The organism is Pseudomonadota bacterium, from assembly GCA_018817425.1.
GTDB lineage: Bacteria > Desulfobacterota > Desulfobacteria > Desulfobacterales > RPRI01 > RPRI01.
On record JAHITX010000007.1, the window covers coordinates 15,818 to 35,377 of the forward strand.

The 19,560-nt window shown below is 38.2% G+C and carries 14 protein-coding genes; 3 read left to right on the top strand and 11 right to left on the bottom strand.

Annotation, left to right across the window (positions count from 1 at the left end; all coding sequences use genetic code 11):
• Window positions 1-323 precede the first annotated feature (323 nt).
• Window positions 324-2,621 carry a hypothetical protein gene (locus KKC46_01385; GenBank protein MBU1052462.1) on the top strand — a complete coding sequence of 766 codons (2,298 nt, stop codon included), beginning with the start codon at window positions 324-326 and terminating at the stop codon, window positions 2,619-2,621.
• A 41-nt stretch (window positions 2,622-2,662) separates the two neighbouring features.
• On the opposite strand, the gene KKC46_01390 is transcribed toward KKC46_01385, so the two are convergent.
• The 3 genes from KKC46_01390 to KKC46_01400 form a co-directional block, all read right to left on the bottom strand.
• On the bottom strand, window positions 2,663-4,543 hold the full coding sequence (locus KKC46_01390) for an ATP-binding cassette domain-containing protein (protein ID MBU1052463.1): 1,881 nt from the start codon (window positions 4,541-4,543) through the stop codon (window positions 2,663-2,665).
• 72 nt (window positions 4,544-4,615) lie between these two features.
• Entirely contained in the window at window positions 4,616-6,190 is a 1,575-nt protein-coding gene (locus tag KKC46_01395; GenBank protein ID MBU1052464.1) for a dehydrogenase, read from the bottom strand.
• Window positions 6,191-6,409: 219 nt separating this feature from the next.
• Window positions 6,410-6,895: a PilZ domain-containing protein gene (locus KKC46_01400; GenBank protein MBU1052465.1), complete on the bottom strand. Its 486-nt coding sequence runs from the start codon at window positions 6,893-6,895 to the stop codon at window positions 6,410-6,412.
• A gap of 331 nt (window positions 6,896-7,226) precedes the next feature.
• On the opposite strand from KKC46_01400, the gene KKC46_01405 reads away from it, so the two are divergent.
• Window positions 7,227-7,382: a hypothetical protein gene (locus tag KKC46_01405; protein MBU1052466.1), complete on the top strand. Its 156-nt coding sequence runs from the start codon at window positions 7,227-7,229 to the stop codon at window positions 7,380-7,382.
• A gap of 525 nt (window positions 7,383-7,907) precedes the next feature.
• On the opposite strand, the gene KKC46_01410 is transcribed toward KKC46_01405, so the two are convergent.
• The 8 genes from KKC46_01410 to KKC46_01445 all read right to left on the bottom strand — a co-directional run bounded on the left by KKC46_01410 (window position 7,908) and on the right by KKC46_01445 (window position 17,721).
• Entirely contained in the window at window positions 7,908-8,759 is an 852-nt protein-coding gene (locus KKC46_01410) for an OmpA family protein (GenBank protein ID MBU1052467.1), read from the bottom strand.
• 357 nt (window positions 8,760-9,116) lie between these two features.
• Window positions 9,117-9,995: a DUF2520 domain-containing protein gene (locus tag KKC46_01415; GenBank protein MBU1052468.1), complete on the bottom strand. Its 879-nt coding sequence runs from the start codon at window positions 9,993-9,995 to the stop codon at window positions 9,117-9,119.
• Between the two features lie 189 nt (window positions 9,996-10,184).
• Window positions 10,185-10,385, bottom strand: coding sequence for a cold-shock protein (locus tag KKC46_01420; protein ID MBU1052469.1), 201 nt, complete (start codon window positions 10,383-10,385; stop codon window positions 10,185-10,187).
• 184 nt (window positions 10,386-10,569) lie between these two features.
• Window positions 10,570-10,959 carry a response regulator gene (locus tag KKC46_01425; protein MBU1052470.1) on the bottom strand — a complete coding sequence of 130 codons (390 nt, stop codon included), beginning with the start codon at window positions 10,957-10,959 and terminating at the stop codon, window positions 10,570-10,572.
• Window positions 10,960-11,068: 109 nt separating this feature from the next.
• A complete protein-coding gene (locus KKC46_01430; protein ID MBU1052471.1) occupies window positions 11,069-12,001 on the bottom strand; it encodes a methylenetetrahydrofolate reductase in 933 nt (310 codons plus the stop codon).
• Window positions 11,998-12,666, bottom strand: coding sequence for a methylenetetrahydrofolate reductase C-terminal domain-containing protein (locus KKC46_01435; protein ID MBU1052472.1), 669 nt, complete (start codon window positions 12,664-12,666; stop codon window positions 11,998-12,000). Before KKC46_01435 ends, KKC46_01430 begins: the two co-directional genes overlap by 4 nt.
• A gap of 193 nt (window positions 12,667-12,859) precedes the next feature.
• Window positions 12,860-13,294, bottom strand: a complete 435-nt coding sequence (locus KKC46_01440) for a hydrogenase iron-sulfur subunit (GenBank protein ID MBU1052473.1) — start codon at window positions 13,292-13,294, stop codon at window positions 12,860-12,862.
• Complete coding sequence (locus tag KKC46_01445; protein MBU1052474.1) at window positions 13,291-17,721, bottom strand: FAD-dependent oxidoreductase; 4,431 nt, start codon at window positions 17,719-17,721, stop codon at window positions 13,291-13,293. The genes KKC46_01440 and KKC46_01445 overlap by 4 nt, the downstream gene beginning before the upstream one ends.
• 268 nt (window positions 17,722-17,989) lie before the next feature.
• Here KKC46_01445 and KKC46_01450 point away from each other — a divergent pair, with 268 nt between their 5' ends.
• Window positions 17,990-19,525 (top strand): PAS domain-containing protein, encoded by a 1,536-nt coding sequence (locus tag KKC46_01450; GenBank protein MBU1052475.1) that lies wholly within the window; start codon window positions 17,990-17,992, stop codon window positions 19,523-19,525.
• Window positions 19,526-19,560: the final 35 nt, after the last annotated feature.

Consider the following 19,560-nt stretch of genomic DNA (forward strand, 5'->3'; position numbering starts at 1 on the left):
ATACTTTACTCACAAGTTTTTTAACTATTCACAGTATCAGACAGTAAATTCTACCCGCCCCTGTGGATAATTACAATATATTTTCAGATATGTTGATACGGCAAATGAACAATTGCTGATCCCTGCATTTCAACCACATTAGATATAATCTCGTATACTCTATTTACTATTCTCCCAACACCTATATCATTTTGGAGTTTATCCTTTGATAACTTACATAGATGCTTATAGTATTTGACAAGTTTTCCATAATACTCTATAGCTGCTTGAAATATCTGCAATATCACTTAGGATTTAAATAACCAACTCTATAGGAATTAATTATGAAATTTTGTAAAAATGTAAACTATAGCTTTTGTTTATTACTTATCTTGCTTGCTGTTTTCCTGATTAATGAAAATGTCCAGGCTCGTTCACTTCCAAGCAATGTTACTGCTGCTATCAATGAGTTTTCATCCAGGCAAAAAGCCATTATTGAAAGATGGCTTTGGGATCTAAATAGAAATGGTATCGGAAATTTTAAAGATGATGCCGGAACTAAATCTTTTCGCAGAATAGCTGCCGGTTTAATAGCTCTAAAAGAAAATGATTCAAATCAAATTACATCTCCAGGCGCTGCACCATTATACAGATACATGCCTCCTGCAAATTTCCCTCAAATCGTTGAAACCTGGACAACCACAATTAAAAAAATTGGAATTGCCGGAACTGCAACTCATGGTGATGGTAATTATGATATGAAAATGAAAGAAATGATTTCCTTATTATACTTATTTAAAAATGATTCCAAGTATTTAACGAATCAAGCCTGTTTTAATATTGTTGATAAAGGATTGAGCCATTACATGGGGCAATCAACTGATAAAAAGAAAGTTATACATCATGGAATCACTTACCCGGAAACGGAAAACCATATTTTAATGATTTTTTCTTCCCAGTATTTAACTAACCAATGGGTATCAGATAATCCCAGAAATGATAATAGATTAAGAACCGGAAAATACGGCAATAGAAATAATTTTATTAACCAGGATAAAGAAGTAGAAGATCTTTTGCTTCAAGCCACGGGAAGAATTGTTCATAATGGATTTTTTGAAACTAATGGCAGACCATACCAGGCACTTTCCATGCATGCTTTATTAAACATATTTTCTTTTGCAAACAATTCTAATCTGAAAAAAGGAGCCGGAAATGCTTTAGACTATTTGTCTACTAAATTTGCTTTTCAATCTTTTCAAGGCAAAAGATTTGGACCTCATCGCAGAAACAGTGATTACGCCAAAAAATTAGGCTTGTATGAAAATGATGGAGTAATTTTTATGATGGGGATTTTGAGTGGAGCCTATAATTGGGAAAACTCATTTTTTAATAATTTTTCCAATTCATCAGGACATGCTTTATGGGCTTCTTTATTAGATTATCGTATTCCGGATATTATTCACGATTTCATGTTGAATAAACACAATGGCTATTGGGCCAGAATGCAGGCCCGTTATTCAACCGACCATTACAAAGCACACCAGGGTCCAAGATATTTTGATGAACATTGCTATAATTATATTCGCGGTAAAAATGTAGAATCTGCTCCGGAATTTTATTTTGCTACGAATGACTTTATGAATATTTCCGGCGGAAAATATAATCGTTTTAAAGTTACATATGATATTTTTCAAAGCTCGGATAATTCTAAATACCTAAAGCATTATGATTTTGCTTCCAGACCACATATGCTGATGACTAAAAACAACCTCCCTCAATGGGAAAATGATAATGATATGAAAGAACATGTAATGTTTATGAAAGGAAGAAAAAGACATTGGCTAAGTGATAATGCAGGAACTTATAAAAGTTTTTCCTATGGATATTATAAATATTTTGGAGATGCTTTTTCCGGAAGTATAGATAAAGATCGTGACAATACTGATCGGCATTTGGAATATCCGATGCGCTATCCATCTTTCTGGGATAATATTCCTTATAGATTAATTGATGGCAATAAGAAAGAATTCTCTACTTCTGATAAATCAAGAGTGAGATTTTCATTTTTTGACTTAACGTCTTTACAAAATTATGGCTATTATGTTGTTATTGGCAGAGTAAGTAAGAACGAAAACAAGAAGAAGTTCAGAACTTATGCCAGAGGTTTTTGGGAAATAGTGCCCAGACATAAATTTGCCAATTTGACTGAATTAAAAAACAGTGTTTTAGAAAACAATCCTGATTCTAATTTTAATAATAAAACAGGAGGAAATTCCAAGTGGTATTTATACAAAATGACCACAGGAGAAACAGTAGAATTAAATATTCTTTTAGGTTATGATGATAATGACTGCCTTAATCCCATTAGAAAAATCTGGCCCAAAGGCTCTAATGCTCGTTCGGGCAGGCAATCATCAATTAGCAATCTTGTATGCAATCGTTGCAGTAAAAATGATATTAATAACTTTCCTTTAATTGAAGTGCGGGAAGTTGATAGAGATTTCAATTTCACCGGACTAAAATATGCATATTCAAGTGGGAATGGCAGAATTAATATAAAGAATCCGTTTTTAAAAAAGGAATTAATTATAGATTCATCTTTTTATAAAAGGCCTGTCAGAACTATTCAGACTTTAAGATGACAAATCAAAAAAGTAATAAGTATAGTAATGGGGAACTCTGATTATTCTTCAGGAAGTTCTATCTGTTTCAGCTTTTCTTCAAACACAGCGCTCTTTTCTTCCAATTCATCGGTTAGCGCTGCAAGTTCATTGAAAAGCCTGTCTATGGATGTCTGGCAAGTATGAATGGATTTTGACAGTTCGGCAATTTTTTTGCCTGTTTTGTCTTCAGAAGCTTTTTGCATGGCTTCCATCAAGCTGTTTAACTTTTTTTCGAGAGCTTCGATTTCATTTTCTGTTTTTGAAATCTTTCGTTCTATGGGATTTAAGGTTTTTGATTTTTCAGTGACTATTTCGGAGCGAAGACGGCGGAGTTCTTTCTTGTTTATCTTCATACCTTGATTTGATATGGGCTCAGCGATATCAGAAGATATAAAAGTACTTTGACCTGATATTTTTTCTTCTTTCCATCCTTCTGTTTCCAAAAACCGCTGGTAACTTCCTTCAAAAACATGCACATTTTCATCCTGGAATACAATAAGGCGCTCTGCAAGGGCATGCAGAAACATTTCATTATGCGTTACCATAATTATTGCACCTTCAAAAGAATCGATAGCGGCAAGTAATGCATCGCAGGATTCCATGTCAAAATGGTTTGTCGGCTCGTCTAAAAGAAGAAGATTAACCGGAGTTGCAAGCAGCTTTCCTACAAGCACTCTGCTCTTTTCTCCGCCTGATAAAACACCTATTTTCTTTAAAGCGGAATCTCCCTGAAACATCATTACTCCGCAAATATTTCTTGCAACCTGCCTATCTATATCAGCATGAGAATAAAGGATTTCTTCTTCTACTGTACGGCTGTCTATTAGATGGCTCACATTTGTCTGTTCAAAAAAACCTTTTATGGCAGCCGGATTGTAATCTACCAGCCCTTTTTGAGGAACAAGCACCCCGGCAAGAATTTTAAGAAGTGTTGTTTTACCCTTGCCGTTTTTTCCTATAATACATACCCTGTCCCGCGCTCCCATGGTTATCGAAAAATCCCTGATAAGCGGGGTTTGCGGATCATGCGAAAAACATATATCACTTGCTTCAAGAATGCGCTTTCCCCGATATGGGGCACTTCGGAAGGCAAAGTCGAGTGTTTTTATGTTTGCAAGTTTATCCTTTTTCTCCATCTTGTTAAGGGTTTTAACTCTTGATTGCACCATATTGGCAAGCCTTGCCTTTGCCCTGAAGCGGCTTATAAACAGCTCGATTTCTTTTTTGCGCTTATCATCATTGACTCGCGTTTTTTCGTATATCTCCTCGTCCTGAGCTATTTGAGTATAATATTTTTCCGTGTTACCCGGTATTTTCCTTATCTTGTTCCTGTGTATTCCTACGACATGGGTTACAACTTTATCCATAAACCCTCTGTCATGGGTTATAAGCATTAGTTCACGGGGCCAGTTAACAAGAAAGCGCTCAACCCAACGTATGGAAGTAATATCAAGATAGTTTGTGGGCTCATCTAAAAGAAGAAGATCCGGTTCGGATACAATTAACTTGGCAAGATTAAGTCGAACCTGGAATCCGCCTGAAAGCTCAAGAGGATTGATTTCTAAATCATCTGAAGAAAAGCCAAGTCCGGCCAAAATTTTCTCAACCTTCCAGAAATGATCTTTTTCATCTTCCAAAAGACCTTTCATGCCCTCTTTGAGCACTGTATCTTCCGTAAATTCGATGTGCTGTTCAACACATCCTATACGATAAGACTTTGGTATAATAATATTTCCGGAATCAGGTTGTTCTTCTTTTTTTATCAGTCTGAATAATGTCGTTTTTCCATGGCCGTTTCTACCCACCAGCCCGACTCTTTCTTTTGGGTTTATCTTGAACCCAGCCCCATCGAAAAGAATATAACCGCCATAACTTTTTGAAATATTTTCTACGCTTATCATACCAACACCTCTAAAATTAATGGCAGTTTAAAGCTTTTTTATACATAAAAAGCAACAAAAAAGATGGCTTTTTTATAAATGCAGGTGTGTTTCGACAGCCTTTATGGCATCAGCGGCAGAACTTGTTATCCCACCCGTATACCCTGAACCTTCACCTATAGGATACAAATTTTGTATATTTACCGATTCAAACTTTTCATTACGTTTAATCCGAACAGGAGATGAAGTTCTTGTTTCCGCACCTAACAATATCGCATGCTCTGACACAAACAACGGATATTCTTCCTTCCATTTATTGAATGCGGCCAAAAGCTCCTTGGTCACAAATTCTGGAAAAATCTCTTTCATATCAGCAGAAACAGCCCCCATTTTATACGAGTTTTTATTTAAGCAGGAAGAGTTTTGATCACCCAGAAAATCCATCAGGTTTTGTGCCGGCACTTCCCACCTTGGGCCTCCTGCATTAAAGGCTTTTTGCTCAATATCTTTTTGAAACTTGATACCGGCCAATGGATTCGCTGATTTATAATCATCTAAATGACAGGTCACAACAAGTGCTGCATTTGAAAATGCCGATGACCTGACTGAGTAACTCATTCCGTTTAAAACCAACATACCTTGATTGGATGAAGCATTAATTACTTCACCTCCAGGACACATGCAGAAAGTATAAACTCCCCTTTTAATTTTTCGATTAGTATAATTCAAAGAATATGTAGCAGCTCCTAAGGCATTATAATTCTTATATTTATCACCATAGCGCATAAGATTTATTGTTTCAACAGGATGCTCGATTCTCACTCCAACTGAAATCGGCTTTTGCTCAAGAGCAACACCTTTATTATGCATCATCTCAAATGTATCGCGCGCGGAATGTCCCAAAGCAATATAGATACTTGAAGAAAGATATTCCTTCTCACCATTTATTATAATGCCCGATGCCTTACCCTCTGATATCAGGATGTCCGTCATTTTCGAGCCATAATATATCTCACCACCTCTTTCAAGGATATAGAGCCTTATGTTACGCACTATTTTACACAATACGTCAGTACCCAAATGAGGCTTGCTGATATATCCAATTTCTTCAGGAGCACCAAATTTAATAAAAGTCTTTAGCACCCGATTTACATAGCTAGTATTATTATTTCTTCTGGAAAAAAGCTTTCCGTCCGAGTATGACCCAGCCCCACCTTCGCCAAACTGGATATTTGATTCAGGATTTATCTCTCTTTCTTTTATAAACCTTTGAATATCAATGGAACGCTCTTTAATTTTTTTACCTCTTTCAAATATTAAAGGTTTAATCCCATGATCTATAAGTTCAAGAGCAGCAAAAATGCCGGCAGGCCCAAAACCTACTATTATAGGCCTGTCTTTAATATTATTTATTTTACTTTTTGCTTTTATTATTTTTGTGTATACAGAAAAGTTTTGCTCGTTTTTAAAGCTGATATCAGTACTTACAACAAATGATATTATATAATAGAATTGTTCTTTACTTCTTATATCAAGCGATTTACTAAGAATTTTTACGATGGATATATTGTTTTTGTCTGTTTCAAGCTTTTTGGAAACAGCATTTATATATTCATCAATCCCGTCCTTTTCAATGGGAATTTGCAAATCATTGATTATCAGTTCCAAAACAACACTCCTGTCTTTTTATTAGCCAGCAAAGTACATACGAAATTTATGGCAAAGGATATAACAGATTATTAATACAATATTCAAGGCAGGTCTTATATTTGTGAGAACTACTATGGTTGCTTATAAAGATATAATATGCAGCGATAAAAACTAATCTAAACCCCAGACTCAAAAACTGATTAAATCGTTTAACAATTTAGAGTGATTCAAAATAACTTATTCGGGGAAGTCTTCATTGTTTTCTTTTTTACTTTCTTCGACTTCGACAGCTTTATTAAAATTGCTTGCATGAATCAAGCTTGCGATAAAATCAACATCCTTTTGATCAGGATCTACAAATTCCAAACCTCCCGTTGAACCTGATTCATAATTATTTACCCATATGACAATTCCTTTTACAGTAATCTTACGAGAATTGATAATAAATCCCAGCTTAACAGCCTCACCTTTTTCAATGAAATTAGGTACTGAAAACCGGATGCCGCTTTGGCTCAGATTTTCTATATTACCATCGTAAACGCCGTTTAATGTGGCTATCCTTATAGGAAGAAAAGATATATTTTCGAGCAGCAAGCCCTTCAATACATTAGAATCAATCCTGCCATGGCGACGATTATCTCTGTTTTTTTCTTCTTTAGAAGAATCTTCCATCTCCAATTCTAAAGAAGGAATATCATCCCAACTGGCTCCTGACTTTTCCATAATTCACCTCCTGTTAACCTTAACCGGATGGTTATTTAATATGATCAGATATGAGATGTAGTAATATTAACAATTGAGATGAGTAGTATTATCCGGCTATAAATACATTTGTTATTCGTTTTAAAATTTCTATACAGCAATATTTATTTAAAATCAAGTAATTTGTATTGAAGAAGCAAAAGATATCATTGGTATCAATTGGCCAATACTACCAGGTTTATTATATATTTTCTGCACAATTCCCGATTCAAGATGTAACACTATTACGCCAGTAAAAGAGAAATAGCAAATCTGAGTTAATTTGATTTTGTTTTTAGACAGGATTAACAGGATGTACAGGATTGTTGTCTTCCGGCCGGAAGCCGGACAGACAATAAGTCATAGCCAGCGGCGAGGAAAAGTATTATTTCACCCTCCGCAAAGAGGATGCATGCTTCAGTCCGCTCTTCCGGAGCGAACTGAAAATAATCATGTTAATCCTGTCTGATAAGAAGAAGATTAGGGGTAGTAAATCGCTTGAACCCTTGAAGCCTCTAATCCTTGAACCCTTATTAAGGAGACAATATAAAAAAATGCGCTTTAATAATAAACTGCCTGTATTTATTCTACTCTGCAAGGACTTCCTGCAATACAAATGTTAAATATTCACGGTCATATTGTAAAAGAAGGATATCGGCTGCACATGGATATATCAAAGGTGCTGCATGATAATAATGAAGACAGAAGCGGATTTGATAATTTAATAGAATCGATCTTTCTTGAAGAAAAATAAAACCGGTATTACTTTAATTAAATAAAATGCTTCTTATGTATTGTGTATTTCACCTGCTACTGCTCAGTTGTCATGAGTTGTCAGAATTGAGGGTTACGGGTGCAAAGAGTGTAACTCTTGAGTTCGCCTGTCTCGATTAATCAGAATCAGCTGGAACTATTCATTATATGGAAAATTTTGATTTCTTTTCAAAATAATGTTGCGAATCTTTTCTTACTATTTTCCGGAAACACCCTAAGATTAAAGCTTTACTAATTCCACACGTCTGTTTTTTGTTCTTCCTGCCTCGGTTGTATTGGGCATCATCGGTTTGGATTCCCCATATCCCTTGGGTGTGAGACGAGTGATATCGATTCCAAAAAGTCCAAGATAGTTGACTACGGTTTCAGCCCGGTCTTGCGAGAGATTTAGATTATACTCTTCCGAACCCTGATCGTCTGTGTGACCCTGGACTTCTATCCTAAGGTCAGGATTTTCCTTTAATAAAGTTACAATATGTTCCAGCTGCTTATTGGACTTAGGCTGAAGACTGGATTTATCAAGTTCGAATAGGATGTCATGCAACTGGACACGGCCATCAGCGTCCAGAGCAGCTTTCATCTCAACCGGACCAAAAGCCAGGCTTTTCTTGAATCCAGCTTGTTCGATAATACGCAGATCCTGCATCGATTTATTCCAGATGTGGACTTCGCACCAGGTTACACTGCCGTCGTCTCCAGGAAGGGTGAAGGTCAGGTATCCCTGATTCTCATACAGAATCATGCCGCCATTTTCCAGTGCAGCCTGTTTGTAGTTTTCCCTGAACTCCAGAATTGAATGGCTGGCGTCCCATTTTCCCTTGGAGTCCAGAATGATATAGGTGAGCTTCCAGTACTTACCTTGAACTGTCTTCTTACTTTTCTTTCCTGTCTGTGGATCTTTAACAAGGAAGTTGTATTCTCCAAAATTCTGGTAGATGTGTTTACCATTGTGGATAAGGGCGGATCCGGGAAAGGGCCTGATCAGAGGGTGCTCTTTCACATCTTGTGCATATACGGAGACAGTGAAAATGGAAAAGAGAATAAATAAGTAAAAAATCTTAAATCGATTCATAGATCTTCCTCCTAATTTATTAATCTAATACCTCGAAACTTCATATGCTGAGTACTCCAATTCCCATTTTGACGCAATTTTCGAAAAACGAGCCTTTGTGTAATAGGTTTCTTGCTGGCCGGCCCATTTTCCAATTCAGCATGGTTATAAGGTATAGGGTTTATTAACCAATCTTTTAGATTAGATGCAACAATTTATTATCATGATTTGCGATATAAATCTATTATATAAACGAAAAAAATTAACCTATCACTTTCAGGAAAAAATTAAAGCCACACGCAGCAGTAAAAGCTAATGCAAACTATGCTAAAATCAACCGGAAGTACTTACGGCAGATTTTTCATAAAAATCAGATGATCAATCACCAAAAAGCACTTTCATCTTTTCTGCCGCAGAGTCAGTAATGGATTTTTTCGCTTTAGCTATCTCAATTGTATTTAGACCTAGTATTTTATAAAGAGGAAGAAGGGTTGGCATTTTAGAAGCAATTTCGGAAAGGTGGTTTTCTATTGTTTGGATATCGCCTCTTGCAATAGGCCCGGTTAAGGCATCTGCTATGCCCATTTTTTCAATATTAGAAAGAGTGCCTTGTATCAGCGGTTTTAAACCCATAAATGCTTCTTTTGCAGGCACACCAGCTTGAGCTATCAAGTTTAAAGAAAGGTCAAGTAATGTTACAAGGTAATTTGATGCAACTACCGCTGAAGCATGATAGAGAACTTTCGCATCCGTTTTTATGGAAATGCATACTGAACCCAAATTTTTGACAATTAATTTTGCTGCGTCAACTGCTTTTTGATCTCCTTCAACCGATGTTACAACGCCTGAAAAAGGATTAATGTCATATTCTGTTGTTGATGCAAAGCTCTGTAATGGATGCACTGATCCTATACTTGCACCACAGCAGGTTTTGGCTGAAGAAAGTATATTTGAAGTAAGAGCCCCGCTGCAATGAAGTACGATAGAATCGGTATTAAAGCCTTTATTATCAGCAATATTTTTGCAAACATCTTCAATAACACCATCCGGTGTAGTAATAAATACTATATCTGCTTTATTTGTTACTTCCCAGAGAATATCTGTGAAATTATCACTGCCGATCAATACCGCTGTTCTTTTGGCTGATGAGAGACTTTTACTGGCAAAACCGGTTGGGACATATCCGGCTTTTGCAAGAAATTTAGCAAGTGCAGTGCCTACCCTTCCGCATCCAACTATTGAAAATGAAGGTTTCATAGATTCTTACCTTTATTGCTGCTCAGTTTCTCTTAATATACAAAGGGGAATAATAATCATTACAAGACCATTAGCATGAGTTACGCATATTGTTCAAGAAATAATCCGTAGTTAATACCAGAGCATAGATATAAAAAAAGCACTCATGCGTATTTGCATGAATGCTTTTTTATTAAAAATATAAACTAATTATATCTTGGTCACATTTGATGCGCCCGGTCCTTTAGGTCCGTTTACGACATCGAATGTTACACGGTCGCCTTCAGAAAGCGATTTAAATCCGCTTGCATTGATAGCTGAATGATGAACAAATACATCATTACCATCTTCTTGTTCAATAAAACCAAAACCTTTGCGGTCATTGAACCATTTTACAGTTCCATTTGCCATAGTGTTTTCCTCCTTTCAAAAAATATAATCAAGGTCCCCACTACAGGCTGTCACTTTGACAATATGGAACAACCCTTTCGTTTGAAACCGATTTGCAATACTGTGCAAATCTTTACTGATTTCGCACAAAATACTGTATCTGCATCAAGCTGTCAAGATAAATCTTCGTTATTTCTAAAATATATTAAAGATTAAGAAGTCTTTTCACGCTTTCCGTAATCTGCTCCGCCGATGCCGGTTTCGGCATATAATCATCTGCTTCCATGCTCATTCCGTCATAATGCGAATAACGTGTTGAGGTAACATGCGATGCAACTGCAGTTAAAAGAACGATAGGAATATCGGAATACTTCTTGTCACTTTTTAATTCCGAACATACCTGATAACCATCAACCTCGGGCATCATAACATCAAGAACAATTGCATCGGGAGGATTTTCTTTGACCTTGGCAAGACCTTCAGCGCCATCGTAAGCAAGCTCAACATCAAAACCCTCTTTTTCCAGATTCTTTTTTACAATCATGGAAAAATCAGGCTCATCATCTACCAAAAGAATTCTCTTCTTACCGTTCATAGACACCCCCTTTTGTAGGTTACAGTAAATATACCATGTTGCCGCTCAATATTATAGCAAAAACTTATTTTTTTAATTGGCTTAATTATAATATATTAATAAGTGATAATCAACTAATTACAGGTCTTGGATAAAGACCTGCACCTTCCACTATTCCCGGGACCTTTTCTTCCCATTCAATAGCCATTACATGAAAACCTTTTACACCTTCAACCTCCTTTAACCGCTGGATCGATTCGATACATATCTTTATTCCTTCTTCCGGCTGTCTTTCTTTCGGAGTATCGGACATTCTTTTTACAACCTCATCAGGCACATCCATACCTGGAACCCGGTTCTTCATATATTTTGCCATTCCAGCGGACTTTAAAGGTGTAACACCTGCCAAAATATAGACTTTTTCATGCAGTCCTTTTTCACGAACCATCTTCATCCACAGCTCAAATTTATCAAGATTGTAAATGCACTGCGTCTGGATAAATTCAACGCCTGCGGCAATCTTTTTGGCAAGGCGCGGAACTCTTATCTCAAAAGGATCAGCGAAAGGATTGGCAGCAGCCCCCACAAACATGCTTGGCGGACGCTCTATGTTATCACCTCCTAAAAATTTTCCTTCATCACGCATATGTCTTACCGTTTGAATAAGCTGTATTGAATCAAGATCATGCACATTTTGTCCCTGGGCACAATCCCCGAAACTCTGGTGATCTCCTGAAAGGCAAAGCATATTAACAATATCAAAGGCAGCGGCTCCCAGTATATCGCTTTGCATTGCAATCCTGTTTCTGTCGCGGGTTACCATCTGTAAAATTGGTTCAAGCCCCATTAGTTTCAATTTTATGCATGCAGCAAGGCTGCAAAGCCTTGTAACCGATGTTTGATTATCTGTTATGTTGATTGCATCCACATGGTCTTTTATAAGATTCGCTTTATTTTCAATATGTGTTATATTGCTGCCGCGCGGAGGGCCACACTCCGAAGTAACGGCAAGATGACCTGCTGCAAGGATTTTTTCCAGTTTGCTGGGTGTTTTGCAATTCATAACTGCACGTCCTCCCTTGCCACTTTACGGGGTCCTCCGGCTCTATCGGTAGACCAGTCTTTCAAAGGAATAATAGTTTCAAAATCATCAAGTTTGCCGAGCACCTTTAAACGGTCAACTATCAACTGCCATGCACAGTCAAGCTCCTTGCTTATTTCGCACTTGCCCTTTGTGGAACCGCCGCAGGGACCGTTTAACAGCCTTTTTGCGCATCTTGAAACAGGACAGATACCCGCTGTTTTTGAAAGAATGCATTTTCCGCAAGCCTGACATCTTTCAGTCCATAAACCGCGTTTGTCAGTAACGCCTAAAAAGCAGGTATTAACTCCGGGATATACCGGTATGCTCTGATACTTTTCTGCTGTAAACTGAACACCAACCCCGCAAGCAAGAGATAAAACGGCTTCATATTTATCAACGTTGTCACGTATTTCTTCGAGGTACTCATGATCGCATTGACGCTCTAAAGTAATTTCATCAATCTTTACTTCTTTACCTTTATTGAGAAAGTACATTCGAAGAGCTGATGCCAGAATTCCTACTTCTTTTTTGCCGCCGGCCTCACAAACCGTTACGCATTCGTTGCAGCCCAGTATCAATATTTTATTGTAATTTTTCAGATCCTCGATGATCTCTTCTATCGGCTTTTTATCAGCTACAATCATATTTAGTGCCCTCTCCTTTCTTCTTTTGTTATACCGGTAGGCAAATAAGGCGGGGTTTAAAACCCCGCCCTACATCATCTTCCGTAGGGCAGCATTTTATATGCCGCCAACGATATTCTTCCTCTCTCCTTAAGGAGAAAAACGTGGTGATGGGTATGTACACTTATCTTCGACATCTACTATAGTTCATAACTTAAGCTGCTTTGTTTTTGGCGGCAACTTTAATAGGATTCGGACCAAGTTTTCTTATAAGCTCATCTATTTCAATAGCGTACTGTGCAAACCTCGGCCCTTCTGCTGAAGAAAGATTTCTCATCTGAACCCTTTCTCCTCCTATCCCAATTTTATCAAGGATTTGTTGGGCCTGTTCAATTCTCTTTCTTGCCCTTAGGTTTCCACTGTTGTAATGGCATTCACCTTCCATGCAACCTACGGCATATACTCCATCAGCTCCTTTTTCAAAGGCACGCATAATATGAAGTATATCAACTTTTCCGGTACATGGAACACGTATGATTTTAATATTGGTAGGATAAGTTAACCTCATGGAACCTGCCAGGTCCGCAGCAGTATAGCCTCAGTAATTACAGCAAAAAGCAATGATAACCGGTTCAAAATCCTGATTCATAGAACTCCTTCCAGCAAGGCTTCAACCTTGCTTAATATCTGATCATCCTCATACCAGTTCAATTCTATGGCCTTTGCCGGACATTCGGCTGCACACACACCACAACCATGACAAAGAGCAACATCTATTTCGCTCACTCCATCAGCATTGATTTTTGGAACACCATAAGGACAAGACCTTACACATATCAGACATGATGCGCATTTTTCACCTTCCACATAGGCAGTAACAGCAGAAAGTGTTAGTTGATCCTGAGAAAGGAATGTAGTTGCTCTGGAAGCAGCGGCCAAAGCCTGAGCAATTGATTCCGAAAGCAATTTAGGACTGTGTGCCGTTCCGCACACAAAAACTCCTTCGGTTGCCATATCTACGGGTTTTAGCTTTACATGGGCTTCTAACAGATAACCTTCTGCATTTAATGCAAGCTTTACAATGGAAGATAATTCAGTGATATCTGTGGGCCTCATGCCGGAGCTAAGTGCAAGAATATCTGCTGAAACCATAAGACGTTTTCCTAAAATATGGTCCTTAAATGTTACCATCAAACCTTCTTCAGTTGACTCTACTTCCGGCATTTCATCAAGAGTATAACGGAAGAAGAAAACACCTTTTCTTCTTGCTTCAGTATAATAATCTTCCAGAAGTCCATATGTCCTCATGTCTCTGTACAAAACATAGACATTGACATCAGGGTCAAGCTCTTTAATGTGGATTGCATTTTTTATAGCGCTCTGGCAACATATTCTGGAGCAATTCGGATTCTCATCATTTCTTGACCCAACACACTGAATCATAACAACACTTTCAACTCCTTCGACAGCATTTTCTTCTTCAAGTTTCTGCGCCAGTTCTACCTGAGTAATTACTTTTGGATCTTGTCCGTACAAATATTCTTTTGGGATATACTCATTTGCTCCGGTTGCAAGAATTACAACCCCATGATCGATTTTTCTTTCATACATACCGGGGCCCACAATAACTTCTGTAGTAAAATTCCCTTTAAACCCGGAGAACCCGACTATAAGAGACTGGGTTAAGACTTGTATTTTAGAATGATCTGATACTTTTTTTATAAGCTCAGAAAGATAAACTCCTATCTTTTCTCCCTCAATGGTTGAAGTAAGCCGGTTTGCCATGCCACCAAGCTTAGGTTCTTTTTCAATAATGACCGTTTCAAAGCCCTGGTCCGCAAGACCAAGCGCTGCATTCATTCCAGATACTCCTCCGCCTATAACAAGTGCCCTTTTATTGACGGGAATTTTCTTTTCATGAAGAGGGTTAAGTGTTGCAGCCCTTGCAACCGCCATTTTAACAAGTTTTTTTGCCTTTTCGGTTGCCTTAACAGGGTCATTGGAATGAGCCCATGAATCCTGATTGCGTATATTTGCCATTTCAAATAGATATTTATTCAAACCACAAGCTTCAAGGGTATCCATGAATATTCCTTCATGGGTTTTAGGCGTACAAGCCGCAACAACAACTCTGTTAAGCTCTTTCTCTTTTATAATCTCTTTCATCCTGTCTTGAGAATCCTGGGAACAGGTAAAAAGATTATTTCCCGTAAAAACCACATAAGGAAGGGTAGAAGCAAATTCAGCCAAATTATTTATATCTACCACACCGGAAATATTTACACCGCAATTGCAAACAAATACTCCTACTCTGGGGTCTTTTCCGGTTAAATCAATTTCATCAGGTATAAGGACTGTTTTTGTTCTTGTGCCTCTTGCCGCATCAAGCCTGCCTCCAGCAGCACATGCAGCAGCGCTTGCTTCTGTCACTGAACTTGGAATATCCTTTGGGCCCTGAAAAATTCCGCAGGCATATACTCCCTGTCTTGATGTTTCAACAGGTGTGAAAGGTTTATTTTTGGCAAAACCGTACTTATCTACATCTATATTTAGCCGTTTTGCAAGATCAAGCGTGGATTGCGGGATTTTAAGGCCTACAGAAAGCACAACCATGTCAAATTCTTCTTCCTGCATCATGCCCGATTCATCCGCATATTTTATTTTAAGATTTTGACTTTCTTTAACCTCCTCCAAAGTGTGAACGCGCGCTTTTATAAAACGGACTCCGTCTTTGTCTTTTGCTTTGTTGTAATACTTCTCGTAATCTTTACCAAATGTGCGCATATCCATATTAAATACAGCACAATCAAGGTTGCCGTGTGAATGCTCTTTTGCAATCATTGCTTCTTTGACTGCATACATGCAACATACGGAAGAACAATAACCGTTTCCGCATTTATTGTTATCTCTTGAACCTATGCATTGAAGCCATGCGATTTTTTTAGGCTCTTTATTATCACTCAGCCTTACAAGATGCCCCATTGTTGGGCCCGATGCGCTTAATATTCTTTCAAATTCAAGGCTGGTCATCACATTCGGACTTGTCTTATAATGATAATGTTCATCAAGAGATGATGGATCAAAAGTATCGGTTCCCGGGCAAAGTATTACAGAACCTACCTCTATTTGTTTTTCAACAACACTCTGGCTGTGATCGACAGCTTCTGCAAGACAGGCATCTACGCACTGGAAGCATTCACAGCAGTAACCGCAGTTAAGACACCTTTGGGCTTCAGCTTTTCCTGCTTCTTCACAAAAGCCAAGCTCAACTTCCATAAAATTACCGGCCCTTTTTTCAATGGAAAGCTCCGGCATTTCAGCTCTTGTTTTTATGGGTTCGTTCTCAGGAACCGGCCTGTATATTGGATTTTCGTTTGTAATTGGTTCCCGGCCTTCGGACATATCTTTTCCATCAAGATATCTTACAATCGACTCGGCTGCTTCTTTTCCTGCTGCAATTGCTTTAATAGCCGTAGCAGCACCTGAAACAGCATCACCTCCTGCAAATATATTCGGAAAATTTGTCTGAAAGGTAACCGCATCAACTGCTATTGTTCCTTTTTTGCCGATTTCAAGTTTTATCGGCAGTTTTGATTTATCAACATTTTGACCAATAGCTATTATTACTTGATCAGCATCTAAAATAAATTCTGACCCCTCAATCGGTATGGGACTGCGTCTGCCGCTGCTGTCCGGTTCTCCAAGTTCCATGCGGATACAGCGTAATCCTGTAGCCCTTCCTTCCGAAGTCAAAACCTTATCAGGTGCGGCAAGATAGGTTATTTCAGCACCTTCGGTTTCAGCAGCATGAATCTCTTCTTCCCATGCAGGCATTTCGGCGCGGGTTCTTCTGTATATTATATTGACCTTTTCGGCTCCAAGCCTTGCGGCGCATCTTGCAACATCTATGGCGACATTGCCGCCGCCTATGATAGCAATATTTTTGCCTACTTCCGATTTTCCGGTAAGGTTTACTTCCCTTAAGAAATCGACACCCTGTCGCACTCCTTTTGCTTTTTCTCCGGAAACGCCAAGATCAAAACCTTTGTGCGCGCCGATCGCTATATAAACGGATTTATAACCTTCAGAAAACAGGTCTTCTACAGTCAGATCAGGGCCAAGAGGAGTATTGGTTTTAATTTCAACGCCAAGATTTGTTATTACCTCTATTTCATTGTCAAGAACATCTCTGGGAAGCCTGTGCTCCGGTATGCCGACCCTTAACATACCTCCGGCCCTGGGAAGTGCTTCGAATATGGTGGAAAGCACACCTTTACGGGCAAGGTGATATGCAGCAGAAAGTCCCGCCGGACCTGACCCTATAATAGCGACTTTTTCATCTCTTTTGGAAAGAGTTTTGATCTTGATTTGCCTCGGATCGAATTTATCCGCGGCAAGCCTTTTGAGATTGCGTATTGCAACAGGATGATCCACTTCACACCTGCGGCAGGAGTCCTCGCATCCGTGAGGACATATTCTTCCAAGAACACCCGGTAAAGGCAAATCCTCCATAATTATCTGAAGGGCTTCTTTATATTTACCCTGACCAACCATCTGGACATAGCCCTGAACATTAAGTCCTGCCGGACATTCAAGCCGGCAAGGGGCTTTATCGCTTTTCCGGATAGCATAAGCTCCTGGAATAGCCTGCGCGTATTGCTTATAAGCGGCTTTATTCACTGAGAGGTTTTCATCATATTCATTGGATAAGACTACAGGACAGACCTTTGTGCATTCGCCGCAACTTGTACATTTTGAAAGATCTATAAAACGAGGATTTTGTTTTACTGTCGCCTGAAAGCTTCCCTGTTCTCCTTTAAGTTCAAGGAGTTCGGAATTCATCAGAAGTTCAATGTTCAAATGCCGGCCGACCTCGACCAGTTTAGGAGAAATTACTCACATCGCACAATCATTTGTAGGAAATGTCTTGTCAAGCTGCGACATGAGACCGCCGATGGCGGATGTTTTTTCAAGCAGATATACATAATATCCGGAATTAGCAAGATCGAGAGCGGACTGCATTCCTGCGATTCCACCTCCCACAACCATAACAGATCCAACGATTCGTTCAGCCATGCGGTGCTCCTTATCTAAATCTAAGAATAAAGGTATAAAACTCCGGTACCAGCTGATTACTATCTATTGATATTGTATAATTTGGAATACATTAAATGAATCTGATTGTTTTTTTGAGCGGTTTTATAAAAATATATAAGATACCCCGTAACCAGTCAAGCAAAATTAACAATAATAATCACTTCGATAACGGATTGTTTTATCTTGAATCCTATATTGCATCATGCTAAAAAAGTATAAAAATAAAACAAAAAGGATTATCTTCAAGATGCCGTATTCATCTCATCCCATTATCAATATCGCTCTTGTAGGCGGAAGTGAATTATGCAAGCAAATTCTTGAAAAGACCACTTTCTATTTTAAACAGCAAGGTGACCAAAACACTCCCATTATTGCCGTTGCCGATCCGGACCCCCAAAGCCCCGGCATGTTGTTTGCGAATAATAAAGGTCTTATTACACTTGTCGACTATCATGAGCTTTATGATATCTCATACAACATACAACTGATAATAATTTTAAACCCTGATCCGAAAATCCTTGAAGATATTTTAAAAACAAGACCTCCCAGAATACGCATACTTTCGAATCAAGTGTTCGAAATTTTCTGGAAGGTAATAAATCATGAAGGACGAAAACTCAGGGAACAGAATAAAGCCATGGAAACCATTTTAAACGGTATCCAGGATTTCATATCTGTAATTACGCCTGATATGACTATAGTCGATGCCAACGAATCCCTGCTTAAAGGCATAGGTTGTTCAGGAAAAGAAGTTATTGGACGCAAATGTTACGAAGTTCTTCAAAAAAACCCTTCAGCATGCACAAGCAATGGGATGATATGCCCGCTGAATGAAGTTATACGTACCAAAAGACCGGTTCAACAGATAAGAAAACATATAGACCTTAAAAATAAAGTCCGGCATATTGAGGTTAATATATATCCTGTCTGGGAAAAAAACGGAAAGATCGTAAAATTTATCCAAATAAGCAGAGATATAACAAAGCATATGGAAGAGCAGGAAGAGATTACAAAGCGCCTTGAAAAAATGGTCGAGGAACGTACAAGCCAACTCAAGGAAACTCATGAAAAGTTAATCCATAAAGATAAAATGGCTTCTTTAGGCAAGCTCTCAGCATCGGTAGTTCACGAAATCAACAATCCCATAGCCGGTGTTCTTAATCTTACTATACTTATAAAACGCATGATTCAGGAAAACCCCTCCGAAATTAAAGATATGGATGAGATTGTACGTTATCTTAACCTTATGGAAAAAGAGACAAGACGGACAAGCAGAATTGTATCTTATCTTCTTGCATTTTCAAGACAGAACAAGATGGAGTTAAAGCCATTAAATTTTGATAAACTTATCGAGCAAACTCTTTTTTTAAATTCAAACCTTATTAAGATAAACAATGTAAAAATCAAAAACAAGCTTGATCCAAACTTACCGGATATTATCGGTTCGGAAGATCAGCTCCAACAAGTTGTGATGAATTTGATATCGAACGCTGTCGAATCTATGGAATCTTATGGTGAGGGTGTTTTAACGATTGAAACAAAACATTTTCCGAAAAAAGGTAGTATTTTAGTTACATTTAAAGATACGGGGATAGGCATTACAAAAGAAAATCTGACTAAAATATTCGAACCTTTTTTTACTACAAAAAAACAGGGTAAAGGCGTTGGGCTTGGTCTTTCCCTTGCTTATGGAATTATTCAGGATCATGGGGGTTCAATAAATGTTGTTTCCAAAGAAGGTAAAGGAACCACTTTTAAAATTGATCTTCCAATAAAACGTTAATTTAAAAGTTCTAATGACTAACGTTCTTATCGGCT